The sequence below is a fragment of the Chitinophaga sp. 9-1-y genome, from assembly GCF_059511905.2.
On the sequence record NZ_CM197955.1, the window covers coordinates 3980555 to 3998732 of the forward strand.

18 protein-coding genes and 1 tRNA gene are annotated in these 18178 nt (G+C 44.8%); 5 read left to right on the forward strand and 14 right to left on the reverse strand.

What is annotated here, in order from left to right; genetic code table 11:
* Window positions 1-128: 128 nt before the first annotated feature.
* From AC5ZC7_RS15530 to AC5ZC7_RS15555, 6 genes are all read right to left on the reverse strand, one after another.
* Complete coding sequence (locus tag AC5ZC7_RS15530) at window positions 129-689, reverse strand: hypothetical protein (protein WP_496158009.1); 561 nt, start codon at window positions 687-689, stop codon at window positions 129-131.
* Entirely contained in the window at window positions 690-1001 is a 312-nt protein-coding gene (locus AC5ZC7_RS15535; RefSeq protein WP_496158008.1) for an STAS-like domain-containing protein, read from the reverse strand.
* Window positions 986-2032, reverse strand: coding sequence for a hypothetical protein (locus AC5ZC7_RS15540; protein WP_496158007.1), 1047 nt, complete (start codon window positions 2030-2032; stop codon window positions 986-988). Before AC5ZC7_RS15540 ends, AC5ZC7_RS15535 begins: the two co-directional genes overlap by 16 nt.
* 418 nt (window positions 2033-2450) lie before the next feature.
* Window positions 2451-2906 (reverse strand): hypothetical protein, encoded by a 456-nt coding sequence (locus AC5ZC7_RS15545; RefSeq protein ID WP_496158006.1) that lies wholly within the window; start codon window positions 2904-2906, stop codon window positions 2451-2453.
* A gap of 163 nt (window positions 2907-3069) precedes the next feature.
* Window positions 3070-3528 (reverse strand): tyrosine-type recombinase/integrase, encoded by a 459-nt coding sequence (locus AC5ZC7_RS15550; RefSeq protein ID WP_496158005.1) that lies wholly within the window; start codon window positions 3526-3528, stop codon window positions 3070-3072.
* 424 nt (window positions 3529-3952) lie between these two features.
* Window positions 3953-4025: transfer RNA gene (locus AC5ZC7_RS15555), tRNA-Lys, on the reverse strand.
* 98 nt (window positions 4026-4123) lie between these two features.
* On the opposite strand from AC5ZC7_RS15555, the gene AC5ZC7_RS15560 reads away from it, so the two are divergent.
* Window positions 4124-4609 carry a hypothetical protein gene (locus AC5ZC7_RS15560; protein ID WP_496158004.1) on the forward strand — a complete coding sequence of 162 codons (486 nt, stop codon included), beginning with the start codon at window positions 4124-4126 and terminating at the stop codon, window positions 4607-4609.
* Here AC5ZC7_RS15560 and AC5ZC7_RS15565 read toward each other — a convergent pair.
* Genes AC5ZC7_RS15565 through AC5ZC7_RS15575 form a run of 3 tightly spaced genes read right to left on the reverse strand, consistent with a single transcriptional unit; the run spans window position 4593 to window position 6998 of the window.
* Window positions 4593-5315: a 4'-phosphopantetheinyl transferase superfamily protein gene (locus AC5ZC7_RS15565; protein ID WP_496158003.1), complete on the reverse strand. Its 723-nt coding sequence runs from the start codon at window positions 5313-5315 to the stop codon at window positions 4593-4595. The two genes, AC5ZC7_RS15560 and AC5ZC7_RS15565, sit on opposite strands and share 17 nt — an antisense overlap.
* Window positions 5296-6039, reverse strand: a complete 744-nt coding sequence (rluF, locus tag AC5ZC7_RS15570) for a 23S rRNA pseudouridine(2604) synthase RluF (RefSeq protein WP_496158002.1) — start codon at window positions 6037-6039, stop codon at window positions 5296-5298. The genes AC5ZC7_RS15565 and rluF overlap by 20 nt, the downstream gene beginning before the upstream one ends.
* A gap of 26 nt (window positions 6040-6065) precedes the next feature.
* A complete protein-coding gene (locus tag AC5ZC7_RS15575) occupies window positions 6066-6998 on the reverse strand; it encodes a hypothetical protein (RefSeq protein ID WP_496158001.1) in 933 nt (310 codons plus the stop codon).
* A 169-nt stretch (window positions 6999-7167) separates the two neighbouring features.
* On the opposite strand from AC5ZC7_RS15575, the gene AC5ZC7_RS15580 reads away from it, so the two are divergent.
* The gene (locus tag AC5ZC7_RS15580) at window positions 7168-9108 is read left to right on the forward strand and encodes a lectin-like domain-containing protein (RefSeq protein ID WP_496158000.1); all 1941 of its coding nucleotides are present in this window, start codon (window positions 7168-7170) and stop codon (window positions 9106-9108) included.
* Here the strand turns inward: AC5ZC7_RS15580 and AC5ZC7_RS15585 are convergent, their stop codons facing one another.
* The 3 genes from AC5ZC7_RS15585 to AC5ZC7_RS15595 form a co-directional block, all read right to left on the reverse strand.
* A complete protein-coding gene (locus AC5ZC7_RS15585; RefSeq protein WP_496157999.1) occupies window positions 9109-10191 on the reverse strand; it encodes a 3-oxoacyl-[acyl-carrier-protein] synthase III C-terminal domain-containing protein in 1083 nt (360 codons plus the stop codon).
* Between the two features lie 185 nt (window positions 10192-10376).
* Window positions 10377-11387, reverse strand: a complete 1011-nt coding sequence (locus tag AC5ZC7_RS15590; RefSeq protein ID WP_496157998.1) for an MsnO8 family LLM class oxidoreductase — start codon at window positions 11385-11387, stop codon at window positions 10377-10379.
* A 114-nt stretch (window positions 11388-11501) separates the two neighbouring features.
* Window positions 11502-12254 (reverse strand): type 1 glutamine amidotransferase domain-containing protein, encoded by a 753-nt coding sequence (locus tag AC5ZC7_RS15595; RefSeq protein ID WP_496157997.1) that lies wholly within the window; start codon window positions 12252-12254, stop codon window positions 11502-11504.
* An 86-nt stretch (window positions 12255-12340) separates the two neighbouring features.
* Between AC5ZC7_RS15595 and AC5ZC7_RS15600 the strand changes: the two genes are divergently transcribed.
* Entirely contained in the window at window positions 12341-12700 is a 360-nt protein-coding gene (locus AC5ZC7_RS15600; RefSeq protein ID WP_496157996.1) for a DUF1801 domain-containing protein, read from the forward strand.
* Window positions 12701-12714: 14 nt separating this feature from the next.
* Here the strand turns inward: AC5ZC7_RS15600 and AC5ZC7_RS15605 are convergent, their stop codons facing one another.
* Window positions 12715-13812, reverse strand: a complete 1098-nt coding sequence (locus AC5ZC7_RS15605; protein WP_496157995.1) for a glycosyltransferase — start codon at window positions 13810-13812, stop codon at window positions 12715-12717.
* A 101-nt stretch (window positions 13813-13913) separates the two neighbouring features.
* On the opposite strand from AC5ZC7_RS15605, the gene AC5ZC7_RS15610 reads away from it, so the two are divergent.
* Window positions 13914-14921 carry an RNA ligase (ATP) gene (locus AC5ZC7_RS15610; protein ID WP_496157994.1) on the forward strand — a complete coding sequence of 336 codons (1008 nt, stop codon included), beginning with the start codon at window positions 13914-13916 and terminating at the stop codon, window positions 14919-14921.
* 340 nt (window positions 14922-15261) lie between these two features.
* Window positions 15262-16671: an aspartate ammonia-lyase gene (aspA, locus tag AC5ZC7_RS15615; protein WP_496157993.1), complete on the forward strand. Its 1410-nt coding sequence runs from the start codon at window positions 15262-15264 to the stop codon at window positions 16669-16671.
* Between the two features lie 199 nt (window positions 16672-16870).
* Here aspA and AC5ZC7_RS15620 read toward each other — a convergent pair whose 3' ends face one another.
* Window positions 16871-17917 (reverse strand): cyclic nucleotide-binding domain-containing protein, encoded by a 1047-nt coding sequence (locus tag AC5ZC7_RS15620; protein WP_496157992.1) that lies wholly within the window; start codon window positions 17915-17917, stop codon window positions 16871-16873.
* Window positions 17918-18178: the final 261 nt, after the last annotated feature.

The following is an 18178-nucleotide window of genomic DNA, read 5'->3' on the forward strand; positions in this document are numbered from 1 at the left end:
CTTCCAGTGATCCCCTTGGGAGCAGCACGTATCTTCGTAATGTCTTGTAGATTCTGTGTTTGATAGTGGTGAGCGTTTATTGCTAACCGTGATGCTAACCTAATCACTTTCTGACTCATTTGATGATGTCAAATCTTATTTATACATATTATTAGAGCATAAAAAATCGAATTTAAACTATTTAGTTTTTCCTCAATTAATGCCTTTGTTGAAAAATCAATATTGATCCGATTATTTACTGGGCTTATTCCGGTTACAATATTTCTTAATGAAGTAAATTCACTTCTCAAGGTCCTATGATCAATTGAAGCATAAAAAGTAGAAATTGAACAAATATTTTCAAAATGGGTAATGTTTTGATTTATCTCTTTGAACATAGTCTTAGCTTCGTCAAAATCAAAATAACCGGCGTTGTTCCCTGCTTTAACTTTTTTAAATTCAGTTTTTAGTTCTTTTATTTCTGAAATTAAAAAATCTTTTTCGCTTCGTTCACTTGAAATTTGACTCTGCAAAGATTTCCCTATATAAACGCCAATCAGAGACGTGACAAATAAAGTAATCAAATCAGTGACTTCAATTGTCGAATCCATTTTGAAGTAAGACCAGTTGCTTGCTACAACACCTATAACAATGCCAAGGCAACTAAATACAAAATAATAAGTATACTGGGATAAGGTTTTACGACTCATTTATTTAATTGAAGAAATATAGCTTTCTATTTCGTTTGCCCAATCGGGCTCCTCAATAGATATTATTTTAATATTTTTCAAAACCACCTTTGATCCAAAATCTTTAGCTAATCTAGTAAATGCTTCATCTAAAAAGGAGGTAGCATATCCCTCTGTTCCATCTAATATAATCGTCAAAACCTCTTGTTTTGCAAGAGATTCCTTAAATTTAACACCAAGTATTTTATCATAAAACTCCTCGCCTGAATCGGGTCCGTCTTTATAATACCTTGCCCCAGGAGTCATACTAAAATCTTTTATTTTAATTTCCATAATATACAACTTCTATCTAATTCCCAATAATAAAATGTACCGGCAAAGCCTTCCTGTAACATAACTGTTTCGCCTTTGTCAAAATCCAAAACGACATTATTAGAAATAACTTTCAGCTTCTTTATTATATTTTCTTCTAAATTTCTCTTAATCATTGGTAAGCCTTTCCCTCGATTCAATAATCCAGTCCTGGATCCAAAATTACCATTAAATGCCTCAGTCAAAAGCTCTCCGTCATCAATATTATTGAATAATTTTGAGATTTTATCTTTAAACCGAATTTTAACAGTATTTAATATACCTTTCCCATTATCGACAAAACAAAATCTAACCTTATTCTCGTCCTCTATGTGATCCACCGAAAAATACCAGCCTTTCTGATGATTTGACCTAAAATAGGCGTGATTGACAGTATTTGCCATCAATTCTATTAACATACCTTGGAGTTTAGTATTTCTATAATCTTCACCCCAAACTGTTTTCATAGCGCCATGAATTAGTTTTGCAGTATCTTTTGCATGTGTCTGATCTCGACCTCTTTGCAAAATGGCATTTTTAGAATCCCCATTAGATTTCTTAATTTTCGCTCGAAAATATCTTAAAAAACCTGATCGCTCTAGGAAATCCTTTGCACGCTCATTATCAGGATAATTCCCTGATACCTGAATATTTTGGTCTTGCAGTCCTCCAATAATAGACAATAAGATAGTTATCGCTCCATTCCCTATATTGACGACCTTTTGAAAATCAAAGTAGACAAATCTCGTTTTTCTGTAATTAACCCTTTTACAGTTATTAAAAAAAACCAATACTTCCTGTTGATTTGAAATTAGCGAGAAATCGGATGGAATTACAATAACACTCCTATCTCTATTATAACTTTGTTCATCATTTCTAGGTCTTTGATATTTATATTTCTTTCGATCATTTCGTTGCCTATTACGTCTTAGCGTCCACCGTTTTCGTTTTCGTGCCTTACGGGCAGCCTTTATTTCGATTAACTTTTGACGTCTTACAAAATACTTATTCAAACGCTTTCAATTTTGGTTGTATAATTATGGTATGGAATTAATGGGGTGGACTACTTCTAATCAATTAGATATTTGATACCATAATTAGAATCGAGTCGAACGCGAATTTACTACTTTTTCTCTGGCAGAGTTCATATTTACGCTCTTCTGCCGTTCATCATTTTTTTATACCTAAACCGCTTCTCGACTTAGGAGGGAAAGCATCAAAAATATCGGTTGTGATACAACCGAACATCTTGCGGATCCCAGCGAAGCAGGGAATTATCTATCCGAAAATAATCAAATGTTGAATAATAACCTTGACCCCTGAAAATTTTAAAGGGGTAAAACTAACGACCGACTTCGGAGGGGAAGCGCTCAAAACGCAGGTTGTGATACAACCTGTTATCTTGCAGTTTTCGGCGAAGCAGGAATTCGACTATAATTTTGAAATAATTTCCTTTACTTGATAGATATAATCAGATCCAAAATCAAATATTTCCGTTGCATCATATTCCTCCTGCCTAGAGTCGGAAAACCGTTTTCTTTCCTCAGCAAATCGAAAATTGCCATTATAGTCACCAATAACTTTTAATGCATCAATCCTTTGCAGATCTATTCTACTGTAGTCTTCCTCGCTTTGTCTTAATAAGTACGTCTGAAAGAAGATTTTACTACCTCTGGAACCTTGGAGTATTTCAGTAGATACCCTTAGAATTAATCGATTAAGGCCAATAGTATATTCATAACGCTTAAAGCCACAATCATCTTCTTCTCCCCAATTATAAAGTTTCAAATATTCTTGGGGCTCCTCAACTTTTATCTGCTGATAAACTTCATTTAAACATCTGTCTATGTGCTTTTTTAACACTAGGTAGATTCTCTCTATTGCCATTTACGTTAGAATTTGATACAAACCAAATATAAACTTTACTGACGAGAATCATCCGGAAACACAAGCGCCCTATAAACAAGTGTTTTCCCATGAAGCCCAACAGTGATCTACCGTTGAAAAAACATTTGTTTATAAGGCGCAAGCCCGCGGCAGCGACATCTAGTTAAACGATCTGCGGTAATCCCACTCTAGGAACAGCCAGGCGGTTACGTAACGCCCGCATGTTGTTGCTCACCTTCTGCTGCGTGATCTTCGCGTAAATCTGCGTTGTACGGATACACTTATGCCCTAACATCTGGCTCACCGTTTCAATCGGCACATCATTTTCCAGTGTCACTGTAGTAGCAAAAGTATGCCGCGCGGTATGTGTCGTTAAATGCTTTTTAATATCGCACAGCGCGGCTATTTCCTGTGGATAGGCATTATACCGCTGGTTACTATTAACGGTCAATAAACGGCGATATAACTGGCAATACGGGGATTCTTTGTACCGGTCTACTATTTTCAACGGTATAGGCAGCAGCGGTACCCGTTCCGCTGTTTGGGTTTTCTCTCTATCCTTCACAATCCATTTTTCACCATCGATGCCAATCACAAGGTTATCTGGTGTAAGATGCAGCACATCTGTTTAGGCATAGCCGGTAAAGCAGCAGAACAAGTAAATATCGCGCACCTCTGCCAATTGCGGAATTAGCTGCTTGTTATACGAGGCCATAATTTCGTCCATGGTAAGCCGCTAGTACGGCTCTTGTTGAGCCAAAAAAGAACAGAAAAACTGGTCATACACCACTTGTTTTTAGTTTACCAAAATTGTTTCAATTGCACTTATCCTGACATCACTTAACATTGGTCAAACGCAATACAGTATAGCATTTAAGGCCAGTGACGGTTAGCACAATTTAATGAATGTATTGCTAACCTCAACGCTCACTTTTCTATCGTTACTTATCTTTTCACACATTTACCACTAAAAACAAAAAAACCTTGTAGAATCAGCTTCTACAAGGTTTTAATTACGTAAGAGTATTTCCTTTTACTCTCTTTCGTGATCCCCTTGGGACTCGAACCCAAGACCCATACATTAAAAGTGTATTGCTCTACCAACTGAGCTAGGGAATCCGCTACCACCTTCATTGTTAAGGGGATGCAAAAATAGGATTTATCTCATAAACACCAAATTTATTTTTAAAAAAATTAAAAATAACTTCCAGCCTGTTATGAGAAAATATTTTTTGCTGTTAGCTATCGCCGGCCTTACCTATGCCTGCGAGTCCTCCAAAAAAACCTATACCTATTCCCGTAGCGCCGATGGACAACTCCATGTACAGGAACGCTCGGAAAGCAATACCAGCATTCCCCTGAAGGCTAAAATGAAAAAGCGGGACATTCACCCTACGATTAACTTTGTGGAATCGGTGAAAGAATATCGCCGCACCTTTCATCGTTTTCCGCAGGATATGTGGAACCTGCAGAACCTGAACGACAGAAGCAGAAATGCCTTTAAAGACATGACGGAAATAGGTTTTACCGATCTGCAATTACATTATGTATACCTCGATTCTTTTGTAATTGCGTTTGTACATAAACCCGTGTATGATCCTAAAGTAGGAGGCGTGAATTGGGGGAAGGAGGTATCAGGGAAATTCATTTTTACTTATCAGCCGAAAGATTCTTCTTTTCTGTATGTCAAAGCCCTTGACTAGTCAGTATTTGCAAGGCTGCCATATCCACCTGGCTGCGCTGTGGCAGTACCAGTGAGCAGGCCATGTTACCAGCTATCCAGCTAACGGCTTTGTATTGCAGGAAATGCATGAATTCCGATACCAGGAATTGACCGTTCATAGCAACTGATTTTACATTAAACAATTCCATGTCGGTAGTGAAGCCCGTACGCAATACCTTGGAAAGGGCTTCCCGGGCTGTCCAGAGCAGGTATTGCTGTTCTTCTGCGGTATAAGACAATACGGACAGCAGCTGTTCTTCTGCGGGCGTTAAAGGCGGCAAAAAACGGTTGCCATCCAACAATTCAATATCTACAGCCATGGGATGCGCTTCGGGGAAAACAACCGCCATGGCGCTGCCTGCACTATGAGCGATGCTCACCTGCAGGTTACTATAACCCGGACACATCAATACCGGCTGACCAAATACACCCGGACGGATACAGATGTTGGCGGCAGCAACCTTTGTAAATTCAAAAGCCGCCAGCTTTGCAGCATGGCGGCCTAATAAATAATGATGTTGCGCGGTCCCTTTGGAAACAGCTCTCTCTTCCGGATGCAAAAAACGGCTTAACTGTACCTGTAAGGCCTGCAAAGGCAACGACGATACTGCCATTGATGCCGGAACGATATGCCCTTCCCGTGTTACTGTTAATGTAAGATGATGACTATTCGTCCATTCCGTCATGATGATCTCCTTTTTCTGTTTTACTGCTGTTAGCAACCAGGGTATTGAGATGATTCACTTCTTCTTTTGTAAAATACCGCCAGGAGCCGGGCGCCAGGTCTTTTAATGTCATGTTCATGATGCGGGTACGTTTCAACGCGACCACTTCATATCCCAGGGCTTCACACATCCGGCGGATTTGCCGGTTCAACCCCTGTGTGAGGATAATACGAAAACGATTGGCTCCCTCCTGCTGTACAAAGCATTTCTGCGTCATCACACCAAGAATACGCACACCGTTACGCATCGATTTTACAAACTCCAGGTCAATGGGTTTGTCAACGGTAACAATATATTCTTTCTCATGCTGATTACCCGCGCGGAGAATTTTATTAACGATGTCGCCATCGTTCGTCAAAAAGATCAATCCTTCAGAACGCTTGTCCAGCCTACCTATTGGAAATATCCTGCTGGAGAAGTTAACGTAGTCAATGATATTCGTTTTATCTTTCAGATCTGTGGTACAGGTAATGCCTTTGGGCTTATTCAGCGCAATATACACCGTTGTTTTCTTCTTCTTCAACGGCTCTCCGTCTACTTCTACCACGTCACCATCTTTAACACGGTTGCCTTTGGAAGCGATGTTGTCGTTGATCGTTACCCTACCCTGTTCAATATATTTATCTGCTTCCCGGCGACTGCAAAAGCCCGTTTCACTGATGTACTTATTTACGCTTATATCCATAATTACCGCTTGAAATCAACCGCAAATTACTTAAAACCGGGCAAAAAATCAGGCAGGACCCAGGGCGCTACAGCACCGGTTTCCAGGTCCATGACTTTCATCGGGTGCAGCAATAGCTGCCGGCCGAAATAGCAGCCAGCCACCCGGCCCCGCAAATGATAGCCCTGTACAATGTACCGTGGTTCTCCCGTTTTCAGGTCCAGCGCAAAATCGGCTCCCCACCGGTTGCCCTCTGTAGCGCTGGCGCTCACGCAAACCAGCTCCTGGTCTTCTGTAACGAGGATATCGCTGCCAAATATGTTACCTGAATCGTTGTCCATTGCAGAAAAATTCCGTTGCCAGATGGGCTGTAGCTGTTCATCGCAGCACAGCAGGATATTGCCCTCTGTAAGTACCAGGTATTGCTTTAACGACGCAACATACCGTACTTTATGCACCCGGTCAGGGAAAGGTGTTTTCATCAGCGTTCCCGCGAATGTAGCGCCATCAACGGCCAGCCAGGCTTTCTTCTTTTCCAGTGGGAAGTAAAAAGTATTTTGGTCCGGGTTATACGTGCCATCGTCCAATCGCAGTTCCGGCTTTAGTTCAGCCACAATATCACCGGTGGCGATATTGATCCAGGCCGGTTGCTGGTTATACGCTTCCACCAGCAGGTGGCTGCCGCTGTTATCAAAAACGGCGTTGTAATACATATGCCGGTTGGTGCTGAATACCTCTTCGGAGGTGACTGCCCGTATCACCACCAGGTTAGTAACCAGTTTGCGCCCTCCTTTGATCCAGGGAGAATTCAGTACCAACAGTCCGGTTCCCGGATGCCATGCCACTACGCTATAGCCGGGATATTGCGGCCAGGCCTGCACACGTTGTTCATCAATATAATACACCAATGGCGCTTTGTCTTTTTCGTCGTCGCGGGAAAGAAATAATTGCCTGCCTGTATAATCTGTAATGTTCTTCATTTATTTTTTTTAGGGAGATGAATAACGCAGCAGCACCTCCGTTAAACAAACCGGTTAACATGTCCACAGCTCGTTGGGTCGCGGCAAAACTACAAATAATTATGCTTTGATCTTAAAGGGTAACAATGTAACTTGTTGATGGCAATCTGTCCGCTGCCCGGCACCCTTTATGAAAAGACTACTATGCCTGATCACCGGCCTGTTGCTGCTTCACTCCCGGCTCACAGGTCAAGCATTACTCCCTTACATCCTCAATGGGACCGCCACCCAGCGCACCTGTAACTGCTATGTGCTTACACCCGATCAGCAAAATGCCAGCGGCACCGTATGGAACAAAAATAAAATTAACCTCCGGCAGTCTTTCAATTATGTATTTGATGTAAACCTGGGCTGTAAAGATGCTACCGGCGCCGATGGCATCGGTTTCATTTTGCAAACCAAAGGTACTAACCTGGGCAGTACCGGGCAGGGACTGGGTTTCAAAGGTATCTCCCCTTCTCTTGGCGTGTTGATAGATACCTGGCAAAACTTCGATGAAAACGATCCGCCTTATGATCACCTGGCAATCCAGATGAATGGCCTGACGGATCATAACAGCCCTGGTAACCTCGCAGGGCCGGTCACCGTAATTAAAGACAATGATAACGTGGAAGACTGCCAGTGGCACCTGTTCCGGATCAAATGGGATGCGGTATTAAAGCATATGGAAGTGAGCGTAGACAATGAACTGCGGCTCACCCTCGACAAAGACCTGGTAAATGATATCTTTGGCGGCGACCCCAATGTTTTCTGGGGTTTTGGCGGCTCTACCGGCGGCAGCTCCAACCTGCAACAATTCTGCGCGGCCCTGCGGCCCGAATTTAATTTTAATCCGCAGCAGATATTCTGTGATGGTACGCCCATACAGTTTAAAGACAACTCCAGCTCTTTTGGTAACATCACCTCCTGGTGGTGGGATTTGGGAGATGGCACCCAATCCTCCGCACCGCAACCACCTGCACATGTATACCCCGCGGCCGGACATTATGAAGTGCGACTCGTCATCCAGGACAACAGCGGCTGTGAGTCCGATACACTAAAAGCTCCTTTTACCGTTGGGGCGTACCCGGTAGTTGATTTTGGCCCCAACACACTCTGCCTCGGCTCACAAATGTATATGAATGACCTTACAACTATTACTGTTGGCACACTGCAACAATGGAACTGGGACTGGGGCAACGGCAGTACCGCCACCGGCGCTAAACCGCTGGCGCCTTATACCACACCGGGCACTCAACACATTCAATTAAAAGTCACCTCCGCACAAGGGTGCAGCAGCAGCCGCGAAAAGTCAATACTGGTGAGCAATACACCACAGGTGAGTGGCAGCGGGGAGAATGTATGCCTGGGCGTTATCACTGATTTTCAGGGAGTCAATAATACTCCCAACGTCCCTATCCGGCAATGGCACTGGGACCTGGGCAACGGTACCTCACAACAACAACAAAACGCTACCTGGCGTTATGCAGATACCGGTTACTATCCCGCACGACTATACGCCACAAGCATAGATGGTTGCCAGTCTCCTACAGTGGAGGTGCCGGTCACCGTTACCGCCGTATATGCCCGTGCCGGCGCAGATACCATTGTTGCAAACGGACAGCCCTTACAGCTACAGGCGCAATGGAATGATCCACGGGTGCGGTATACCTGGTCCCCGGCTACTGGCCTCAATAATCCGTTTATACCCAATCCCGTGGCTATTTTGCACAAGGACCAGACCTATCGCCTTACCCTTACTTCTCCGGAAGGCTGCCGCGATGAAGACGATATCCAGGTAAAAGTGTATAATGGACCGGAGTTTTATGTACCTAACGCCTTCACGCCCAACCATGATGGGCGCAATGATATCTTTCGCGTCATTGCTGCCGGTGTGCCTAAACTGGATTTTTTCTGTATCTGGAATCGCTGGGGCCAGGAAGTATTCCGCAGCGCCGAGCTCCCTGGTGGATGGGATGGTAACTGGCAAAATAAACCTGCGCCTGCCGGTACCTACGTATGGATGGTACAGGGTGTAGATTACACCGGCAGGCGGTTTAGCAGAAAAGGAACGGTAACGCTTATACGATAATTACACCCGGTAACAGATCGCATTGATATTCATGCCTGCCCCAACCGAAGCAAACAGAATCACATCTCCCGGATGTACGGATTGATTGGGAATATCCCCCCGTCTCACCATATCATACAGTGTAGGCACGGTGGCTACAGAGCTATTGCCCAACACATGAATATTCATAGGCATGATATCGGTGGGTATCTCCCGGATATCATATAATCCATAAAAAGCCTTGATAATGGCGATATCCATTTTCTCATTGGCCTGGTGAATGAAAATCTTTTTAACGTCCTGCACCGGGATATTACCTTTGTCCAGGCAGTCTTTCATGGCTTCCGGTACCCGTTTGAGCGCAAACTCATACACTTTGCGGCCTAACATCTTGATATAACGGACACGCTTATCCGCATTAGGGGCATAAGACATGCCCATATAAATATAATTCAACTCCTCATTGGCAAATGATTGCGCACTGCTGCTGATAATACCGGTGGTACCGGCGGCACCTTCCACCGCTTCCAGCACTACGGCGCCGGCGCCATCACTGAAAATCATACTGTCGCGATCATATTGATCTATCACACGACTCAGCGTTTCCGTTCCCACTACCAGGCATTTCTTAGCCAGTCCTGCTTTGAAAAAAGCATCTGCCTGGATAACACCCTGTATCCATCCCGGGCATCCAAACAAAATGTCATAGGGAATGCAGGCCGGATTGCGGATACCCAGTGCCTGTTTCACCCTGGAAGCCAGGGACGGCACGGCATCCGACTGTATCGTATCTTTTAAAACGTTACCAAAATTATGTGCCACAATAATCTGATCCAGCGTCTCCGGATCAGTGCCAGCATCTTTGATAGCCACCAAAGCTGCTGCTACAGCCATTTCTGTGGCATTCATATCTATATCGGCGTACCGGCGCTCAGAAATTCCCGTTACTTCTTCAAATTTCCGGATAATATCCTCTCCTTCTGATGGTATACGGATCTGTTTATCGCTGTAAAATTCCTGGTGCAAAAAGTCTTTATTCAGCTTCTTGTTCCCGGGAATGAAGCTACCAGTGCCAGTTATAACAGTACGCATATTGTGAATCATAGTCTGATTTTTAAACCGCCACGTGGCCGCTCAGGCTATAAATATACAACATTTGCATGGCTGCCGTATGCGTACTGAGGAATTACGAATTACGAATTACGAATTACGGATTTGTGTGGAGATAGTAAACGCGAAGAACATTCGCTTACTATCTCCACACAAATCCGTAATTCGTAATTCTTCCCTTACACCAGTCGTTCTGCTATTTCGCTCAATAACTTATAAGAATACAGCCGCTCTTCCTGGTTATAAATATGCGCTGTAGCCATCACTTCATCCACCTGGGTATCGTTGAGGAACTGCTGTAATCCCTGTTGTACGGTATCGGCGCTGCCAATAAAGGAACAGGCCAGCATGGTTTGTGCGTGGGCGGCTTCCTGTTCGGTCCAAACCCCTTCCATACTATCAATGGGAGGTCCCATTTTACGCAGGCGCCCCCGGACAATGCCGAGAAACAACTGGTAAAACGAAGTGGCCAGCCGGTTGGCGGCGGCATCAGTATCTGCAGCAATCACGTTTACACAGGCCATCGTACGTGGCCGCTGTAAAAACTCTGATGGCTTAAAATTCTTCCGGTATATAGCAAGGGCAGCATGCAGTTGCGCTGGTGCAAAGTGACTGGCAAAAGCATAAGGCAATCCCATGGCAGCAGCCAGGTAGGCGCTGTCGGTGCTGGAGCCCAATATCCAGATGGGAATATCCAATCCCTCCCCGGGAATGGCTCTCACCGCTGCCGTATGATTATCGTAAGAGAAATATTGTTGTAATTCCTGTATCTGCTCAGGAAATTCATTGACGGCCGCCATACGGTCACGACGCAGGGCCCGGGCGGTTACAGGGTCGGTACCCGGCGCCCTTCCCAAGCCCAGGTCTATCCGGTTGGGATAAAGCGTAGCCAGCGTTCCGAACTGTTCAGCTACCACCAATGGCGCATGATTGGGCAACATAATACCACCGGAACCTACCCGGATGGATTGGGTACCTCCGGCAATATATCCGAGCAATACTACCGTAGCTGAACTGGCAACACTCACCATGTTATGGTGCTCTGCCATCCAGAAACGTTGGTAGCCTAATTTCTCTACATATTGAGCCAGCTTAAGGCTGTTGTGAAATGATTCAGTGGGTGTTTGTCCTTCTAATACCGGTGCGAGGTCCAATACGGAGAAAGGACGCTTTGTTCCATGCTTACTCATACTGCAGACATTATATTGATTCGTTGCCGCAAAATTACGACAATCCACGGGAGCTATGGTACACCGATAACCTCCAGGTTAGCAGGCAGCCTAAAACAAAGCGAACGAAACCGCCTACCGGTCTAACAACTGTATAAATGCAGTAGCAAAATTATATGCATCGCCCGGCCACCGGGCCGATAAATAGTGACGATCCAATACGGTGAAACCGCGATGTAAATGATCCGCATCATCCCGCTGCAAGGGTAATGGACCGGGTATAAATTGCGTAGCCACAGCTAACGCCGCTGTTACTTCTGCCTGCACCGTCACAGGATAAGTGAGATAATAATCTTTCAACCACCATTTGGTTAGCCGGTAAGCAGCCAGCTCCTGCGATTGCAGCAATGCGGTAGTGTTATAATCATGCAATACTGAGCGACCCGTGCGTGGATCTTTACTCCTGGCAGCCAGTACCACACCATGACAAATAGCGCCTATTGGTTGTTGTGCGGCGAAAAACTTCGCTACAATGCGCTGCAGCAAAGCAGATTCCAGGTATGTACGCATCCCCTTGTCGTGCCCACCAGGTAACAGCAAGGCATCAAAATCTCCGGGCCGTATCGCTGTATACTTCAAAGGATTACAAAACGCGTCGCTGTTAGACATCTGGTGATAAGCCACTACGGCATCTTTGCGGGCAGCCAGTAACCATTTCCATATGCCCAGCCGCTCACCTTTTAGCATCCGCATATCTGCCATACTGCTATAACCATCCGGTGTGGCAAACTGTACGTCGTACCCCTTTGCGGTTAACAGCAACCAGGGGATGGCCGCTTCAGTTGGATCAAAGCCGTAATCCGGTAATGGTACCAGCACTTTCTTCATGCATGTGCATTTTGATAAAATAGAGGGTCAGGATAAGAAAGGTAGTAAAAAAGATTGAACCCGGCTTAATTCGTAACTTTCCGAATATGCTACGCGATATTGATATTTGGTTTGAATCAAAACCGGAACCGGCGAAAGGCTGCCTGTTGGCCCTGAGAGCACACTTGCAGCAATTACATCCAAACATCCGGGAAGCCTGGAAATACCGGATGCCTTTCTATTGCTACAATGGAAAAATGTGCTGCTATCTCTGGACAGATCCCTCCTCACAGCATCCATATATTGGCATTGTAGAAGGCAAACAAATCCACCATCCACTGCTGCAAACAGGCAAACGCGCCCGCATGAAAATATTACCCATCAATCCCAATGAAGATCTGCCCATGAATATTATCGATGACATTCTTGATAAGATGGTACAATGGTACGTTGCTGAAAAAAAGTAAGCGACAATCTTTTTTTAAAAGATCAATGCCGCCAGCAACAGGATATAGATCACCAGCTTAATAATCCGCCAGCGGTTGGTACGGAAATGCCGGGGACGCGTAAAATCAATGTTAATGCGTTTCATGAAGTAGCTCAACTTTCCCTGTCCCATCACGGTTTTAAACATGCCCCACTCATTACTGCACCTCAGCAATGTCATATAATACCCCACCTTTAATTCCTTAAAGCCCATACCGGAAGCACGGATATAATTGATCACCATATCAATCAAAGGAATAGCGATCAATAATATCAACCACTTCTGCCAGCTGAGGTACAGAAAAAATAAAGGTGCACTCAATAATGCCAGTACCATGCCCTCTACCGGGTTGGGAAAGGCATACCAGGTAAACTGTTTGAAACGTGGCAACAATAACGCCATGCCTTCTCCATAACGTTCAAAACGTTTATAATGCGGTTGCCCGTCATTCCACCATGGATGCGTCACCTTCGCTTCCTTCACACAAAGAAAACGCGCATTGTTACGCAGGCAAATCTGCGCTGGCAGATCCACATCTTCCCCACCTCCATTCTTTGGAAAAATGGAAGAGAAGCGTAATGCTCCCATTGCGGCACGACTATACATCATATTAGCTGTAACCCCCCACATAAATTCCTCCTTCCTTTCGGCAATGGTGAAGATGGTGGTTAAGCCCGCAGCAGTTAATGCCCTGGTGAACGTATTCATCGGCGCCGGAAAATCCGTTAAACCAATAAATCCAACAGCATCCCTGTTACCTTCAATCGCTTTTACATATTCAAACAACAACCGGTCATCTGCCACAATATCATCGTCGAGAAACAATACCCAGTCGCCATTCCCCGCATTAATTCCCTTATTGCGACTCTCCGCGGCGCCTAAATTCACCTCGTTAATAAACAACTGTATCGCTCCTTCCTCTGCCAAACGCAGTATTTCTTTACCAGGTTTTACAGTCGGATTATCCACCACCAGGTAATAGTTAAACCGCCACCCATTGGGCTTAGGCAAATGAATCAATGGCAACAAATATTGTTCATCCAACCGGAAAGAAGGAATGACGATATCAATGGAATTGGAAAATGTCAACATAGGGCGCGAAGATAAATAACATTCTTTTCCCTTTCGCAAAGCAAAAAAAATATATATTTGCGCCCGAACATTTGTTAACCTTGTTAATTAATCTAACCCCAATGGAACGTAAACTCGCGTCTATCGTAGTTATAGACGACATCGCACCTATCCCTGGCGCCGACATGATTGAAGTAGCTACCGTAAAAGGATGGAAGCTGGTCATCAAAAAACAAGCATTTAAAGCAGGTGACCTCGCTATTTATTGTGAAATAGATGCGTTTCTGCCTGTTATTCCTCCCTTCGAATTTCTAAGGAAAAGCTCCTACCGCAAAGTGGGAGAAACGGAAGGATTCCGCCTGAAAACCATGAAACTGCGTGGACAACTTTCCCAGGGATTGCTGCTGCCGGTTAGCCTGCTGTCCAACACAGCACTGCAACCTGGAGACGACGTAGCAGCACAACTGGGTATCATCAAATACGAGCCACCGGTACCCGCGGCACTGGCAGGCATGATGAAAGGTGGCTTCCCTTCTTTCATTCCCAAAACAGATGAAGAAAGGATCCAGAACCTGAGCGACCAATACGCTACGTACAAGGACGAACCCTGCTACGTAACAGAAAAGCTGGACGGCACCTCTGTAACCTACTACCACCGCGATGGTGAATTTGGCGTATGCTCCCGCAACCTCGAACTGCTGGAAACCGCCGACAACACCCTGTGGAAAGTAGCACGACAACTGGATATCGCCAACAAACTGGCCGGTACTGGTCAAAACCTGGCGCTGCAGGGAGAAATGATCGGCGAAGGTATACAGGGCAATCCATACGACCTGCGCGGACAAAGCATCCGCTTCTACAATGCCTTCAACATCAACAATGGTACTTACCTGCCCATGGCTGCTTTCATTGCACTGATCCGGGAACTTGGATTGCAACATGTACCTGTACTGGATGAAGCCTTCCTGCTGCCTGACACGATTGACGAACTGTTACTCCTGGCGGAAGGCGCTTCTGTATTCAGTACAGCCGATCGCAAAGCAGAACGGGAAGGACTCGTGATCCGTTCCGCCGATCGACGTGTATCCTTTAAGGTTATATCCAATAAGTTTCTGCTGCAGGAAGCATAAAGCGAATGATCAGAGCGGATTTTGTCTTTGAACAGGATTAAACTGATTATACTGATTATATTTTTTTATTTAAAAGATTAATGAAGATAGATGAATAGTATGCTTATTTTATCTTCCAAAATCTTAAAAATACAAATCAGTATAATCAGTTTAATCCTGTTCAAAGACAAAATCCGCTCTGATCATTCGCTTAAATCGCTTCTGCAGCCAGCTTCCCTCCCTTCCTGACCAAAATCATCCCTCCCCTGACGCGCGTCATTCCCCACCTTACCACCCCGGTGTACTTTTGTGATGTGAGATTGAAACAGTGATACAAGATGCACAATAAAATATTGATGTTATGAAACAGGCATTCAGAATTGAACACGATTTTTTAGGTGAAAAAGCTATAGACGACAGCGTTTACTATGGTATTCAAACATTACGTGCTATTGAAAATTTCCATATTACCGGTATACCGCTTTCCCACGAACCTGCTTTTATCAGGGCATTGGGATACGTTAAAAAAGCCGCAGCCATGGCCAACAGGGACTTGGGCGTACTGCCGGCTGATGTAGCAGAAGCGATTATATATGCCAGCAATAAACTGATCAATGGTGCTTATACCGATCAATTCCCTACAGATATGATCCAGGGTGGTGCAGGTACTTCTGTAAATATGAACGCCAATGAGGTGATTGCTAACCTGGGACTGGAATACATGGGACATGAAAAAGGACAGTATGAATTTCTGCATCCCAACAACCATGTCAACTGCTCCCAAAGTACTAACGACGCCTATCCTACCGCTTTCCGTATCGCCTTGTACTTCAAGATGAACGAGTTTATTTATGCGCTGGATGCACTGCAGCAATCTTTTGCCGCCAAAGGAAACGAGTTTGCACAGGTGCTGAAAATGGGACGTACCCAGTTACAGGATGCTGTACCCATGAGCCTGGGAGATGAGTTCAACGCATTTGCCACTACCCTCCGGGAAGATGTGCAACGCCTGCGGGAAATACAGGCCTTACTCACAGAGGTAAACATGGGTGCTACCGCCATTGGTACTGCCATTAATGCACCAACAGGTTATCCTGAACTGGTAACACAATACCTGAGTGAAATTACCGGCTTACCTATTGTACTCGCGGAAGACCTGATAGAAGCAACTTCCGATACCGGCGCCTTTGTACTGGTATCTGGTATGATGAAACGTACTGCCGTTAAATTATCAAAGATATGTAACGACTTAAGGTTATTATCTTCCGGACCACGGGTAGGGCTAAACGAAATTAACCTGCCACAAATGCAACCTGGTTCTTCTATTATGCCAGGTAAAGTAAACCCGGTTATTCCGGAAGTGGTGAATCAAACCGCTTACTATGTGATTGGTGCCGACCTCACCATCACCATGGCCGCAGAAGCCGGACAGCTGCAATTGAACGTGATGGAACCGGTTATTTCCTTCAGCCTGTTCAACATGCTCTCCTACCTGCACCATGCAGTAGATACCCTGCGCGAAAAATGCGTAAACGGTATCACCGCTAACGAAGCAGCCTGCAAACAGATGGTGATGAACAGTGTAGGTATTGTAACGGCGCTGAATCCTTTACTGGGTTATGAAACCTGTGCTGCTATTGCGAAAGAAGCCTTAAGCTCCGGTAAATCTGTACACCAGATTGTGGTAAACGAAAAACACTATATCACCCAGAAACAATGGGATGAAATCTACTCTTTCGAGAACATGATCCATCCCCAGTTTATGAATTAAACACGGCTTAACCAGCATCCTATAATGTATGCACCGCCTCCTCCGGGAGGCGGGAATTACAAAAACAGCAAACCACTTACTAACTGCACCTTGCTTGTTCATAAATAAATGGTATTGCCTGCAAGTGAAGAGGAAAGGCCCGGGAGATTGATGCAGATGTGCCTGCCTACCGGTACGCTTAAGCGTACCGGTTTTTGCATTAACGAAAGGCGATATCTTCCAGTTTTTCCGCCTCCAGTATGGTAATGCTGCCATTGCGGATGGCAATCAGTTTTTCACTTTTAAAATCACTCAGCGTACGTATCAGCGACTCCGTTGCCGTACCCGCCACCGTTGCCAGTTCTTCCCTCGAAATATTGATCACAAAGTTTTCTGCTGCCGTTACCTGGTATTTATTACGGAGATGAATCAACGCACTGGCTACTTTTTTACGTAACGTGTCATAAGCAATCCCCAGTAAGCGTTCTTCTTTCTCTGTCACATTCTGGGCCAGCATTCTCACAAAACGGGTAACGATATATGGCGTACGATTAAATATTTCTTCTGCATCTTTCCGGGGTATCAACACAATTTCTGCATCTTCCATCACAATAGCGGTAGCCTTATAAGGCGTTTCCTCCAACAGCGCTACATAGCCAAAGAAATCCCCTTTCTTGTAAAGCCCTATTACCAGGTCTTTCCCATCCTCATGCGTTTTCACGGTTTTGACTTTGCCTTCCTGGATATAATACAGGTAACGGGGCGTGCCCCCTTCTTTGTATACCGTTTCATGAACGGCCACGCGCATAGTATTCCTGTTCTCTGTAAACTCGCGGATCAGCCGTTTGAGATCATGATCATCTTTGGCCTTACCCGGACCCTTTACCGCTGACTGGTGCTGGTAACGTTGTAAACGGTTCTCCACCGTTTGCAGTAAATCGTTATTGGAAAAAGGCGAAATAAGATAGTCATCTGCCCCCTGGTTCATAGCGGTGCGAAACAACCGCGCATTGTATTTATCTCCCAGAAAAATTATTGGTACCCGTTCAAGCAAAGGATCTTTACGAAGCGTATTCAGTACACCTAATCCGTCGATTCCCCGCATATTCATTTCACAGAGAATCAGGTCCGGATGCTGCTCCTTTGCGGTGATAATCCCGGTTTTACCGTCGGCAGCCTGTATTACCGCATAGTGGTTGAGCAACAACAATTCCCCGATGTTCTCCTGCAGCTTCTGAAGGTTTCCTATTAACAGCATCTTTTGCATGTTCCAAAAGTAAGGGAAATCAGCTACGCATAAAAAAAGGGGTGGTAAGAATACCTCCCCTTTAATATTTTAACCATATCCTATGAAAAACCTAAGTCAAAGATATACTCATCGGCGTTAGTTACAAACGTTATTTCGTGAACGGGCGAAAATCGCATGTGAATGCATGAATTTCCGCGATGTTAACCACCAGTTAACAAAAAATAAACCTGTTTTTAATTCCCCGGAATGTTGAGTGAGAGATGAGATATCAATAGTGTC

Bases quoted from the DNA above. Each gene is read 5' to 3' on its own strand.
- AC5ZC7_RS15565 (WP_496158003.1), bottom strand. From the start codon at position 5,315: ATGACGGAATGGACGAATAGTCATCATCTTACATTAACAGTAACACGG.
- AC5ZC7_RS15600 (WP_496157996.1), top strand. From the start codon at position 12,341: ATGCTACGCGATATTGATATTTGGTTTGAATCAAAACCGGAACCGGCG.
- rluF (WP_496158002.1), bottom strand. From the start codon at position 6,039: ATGGATATAAGCGTAAATAAGTACATCAGTGAAACGGGCTTTTGCAGT.
- aspA (WP_496157993.1), top strand. From the start codon at position 15,262: ATGAAACAGGCATTCAGAATTGAACACGATTTTTTAGGTGAAAAAGCT.
- AC5ZC7_RS15535 (WP_496158008.1), bottom strand. From the start codon at position 1,001: ATGGAAATTAAAATAAAAGATTTTAGTATGACTCCTGGGGCAAGGTAT.
- AC5ZC7_RS15610 (WP_496157994.1), top strand. From the start codon at position 13,914: ATGGAACGTAAACTCGCGTCTATCGTAGTTATAGACGACATCGCACCT.
- AC5ZC7_RS15560 (WP_496158004.1), top strand. From the start codon at position 4,124: ATGAGAAAATATTTTTTGCTGTTAGCTATCGCCGGCCTTACCTATGCC.
- AC5ZC7_RS15545 (WP_496158006.1), bottom strand. From the start codon at position 2,906: ATGGCAATAGAGAGAATCTACCTAGTGTTAAAAAAGCACATAGACAGA.
- AC5ZC7_RS15605 (WP_496157995.1), bottom strand. From the start codon at position 13,812: ATGTTGACATTTTCCAATTCCATTGATATCGTCATTCCTTCTTTCCGG.
- AC5ZC7_RS15585 (WP_496157999.1), bottom strand. From the start codon at position 10,191: ATGATTCACAATATGCGTACTGTTATAACTGGCACTGGTAGCTTCATT.
- AC5ZC7_RS15530 (WP_496158009.1), bottom strand. From the start codon at position 689: ATGAGTCGTAAAACCTTATCCCAGTATACTTATTATTTTGTATTTAGT.
- AC5ZC7_RS15575 (WP_496158001.1), bottom strand. From the start codon at position 6,998: ATGAAGAACATTACAGATTATACAGGCAGGCAATTATTTCTTTCCCGC.
- AC5ZC7_RS15580 (WP_496158000.1), top strand. From the start codon at position 7,168: ATGAAAAGACTACTATGCCTGATCACCGGCCTGTTGCTGCTTCACTCC.
- AC5ZC7_RS15620 (WP_496157992.1), bottom strand. From the start codon at position 17,917: ATGCAAAAGATGCTGTTAATAGGAAACCTTCAGAAGCTGCAGGAGAAC.
- AC5ZC7_RS15590 (WP_496157998.1), bottom strand. From the start codon at position 11,387: ATGAGTAAGCATGGAACAAAGCGTCCTTTCTCCGTATTGGACCTCGCA.
- AC5ZC7_RS15595 (WP_496157997.1), bottom strand. From the start codon at position 12,254: ATGAAGAAAGTGCTGGTACCATTACCGGATTACGGCTTTGATCCAACT.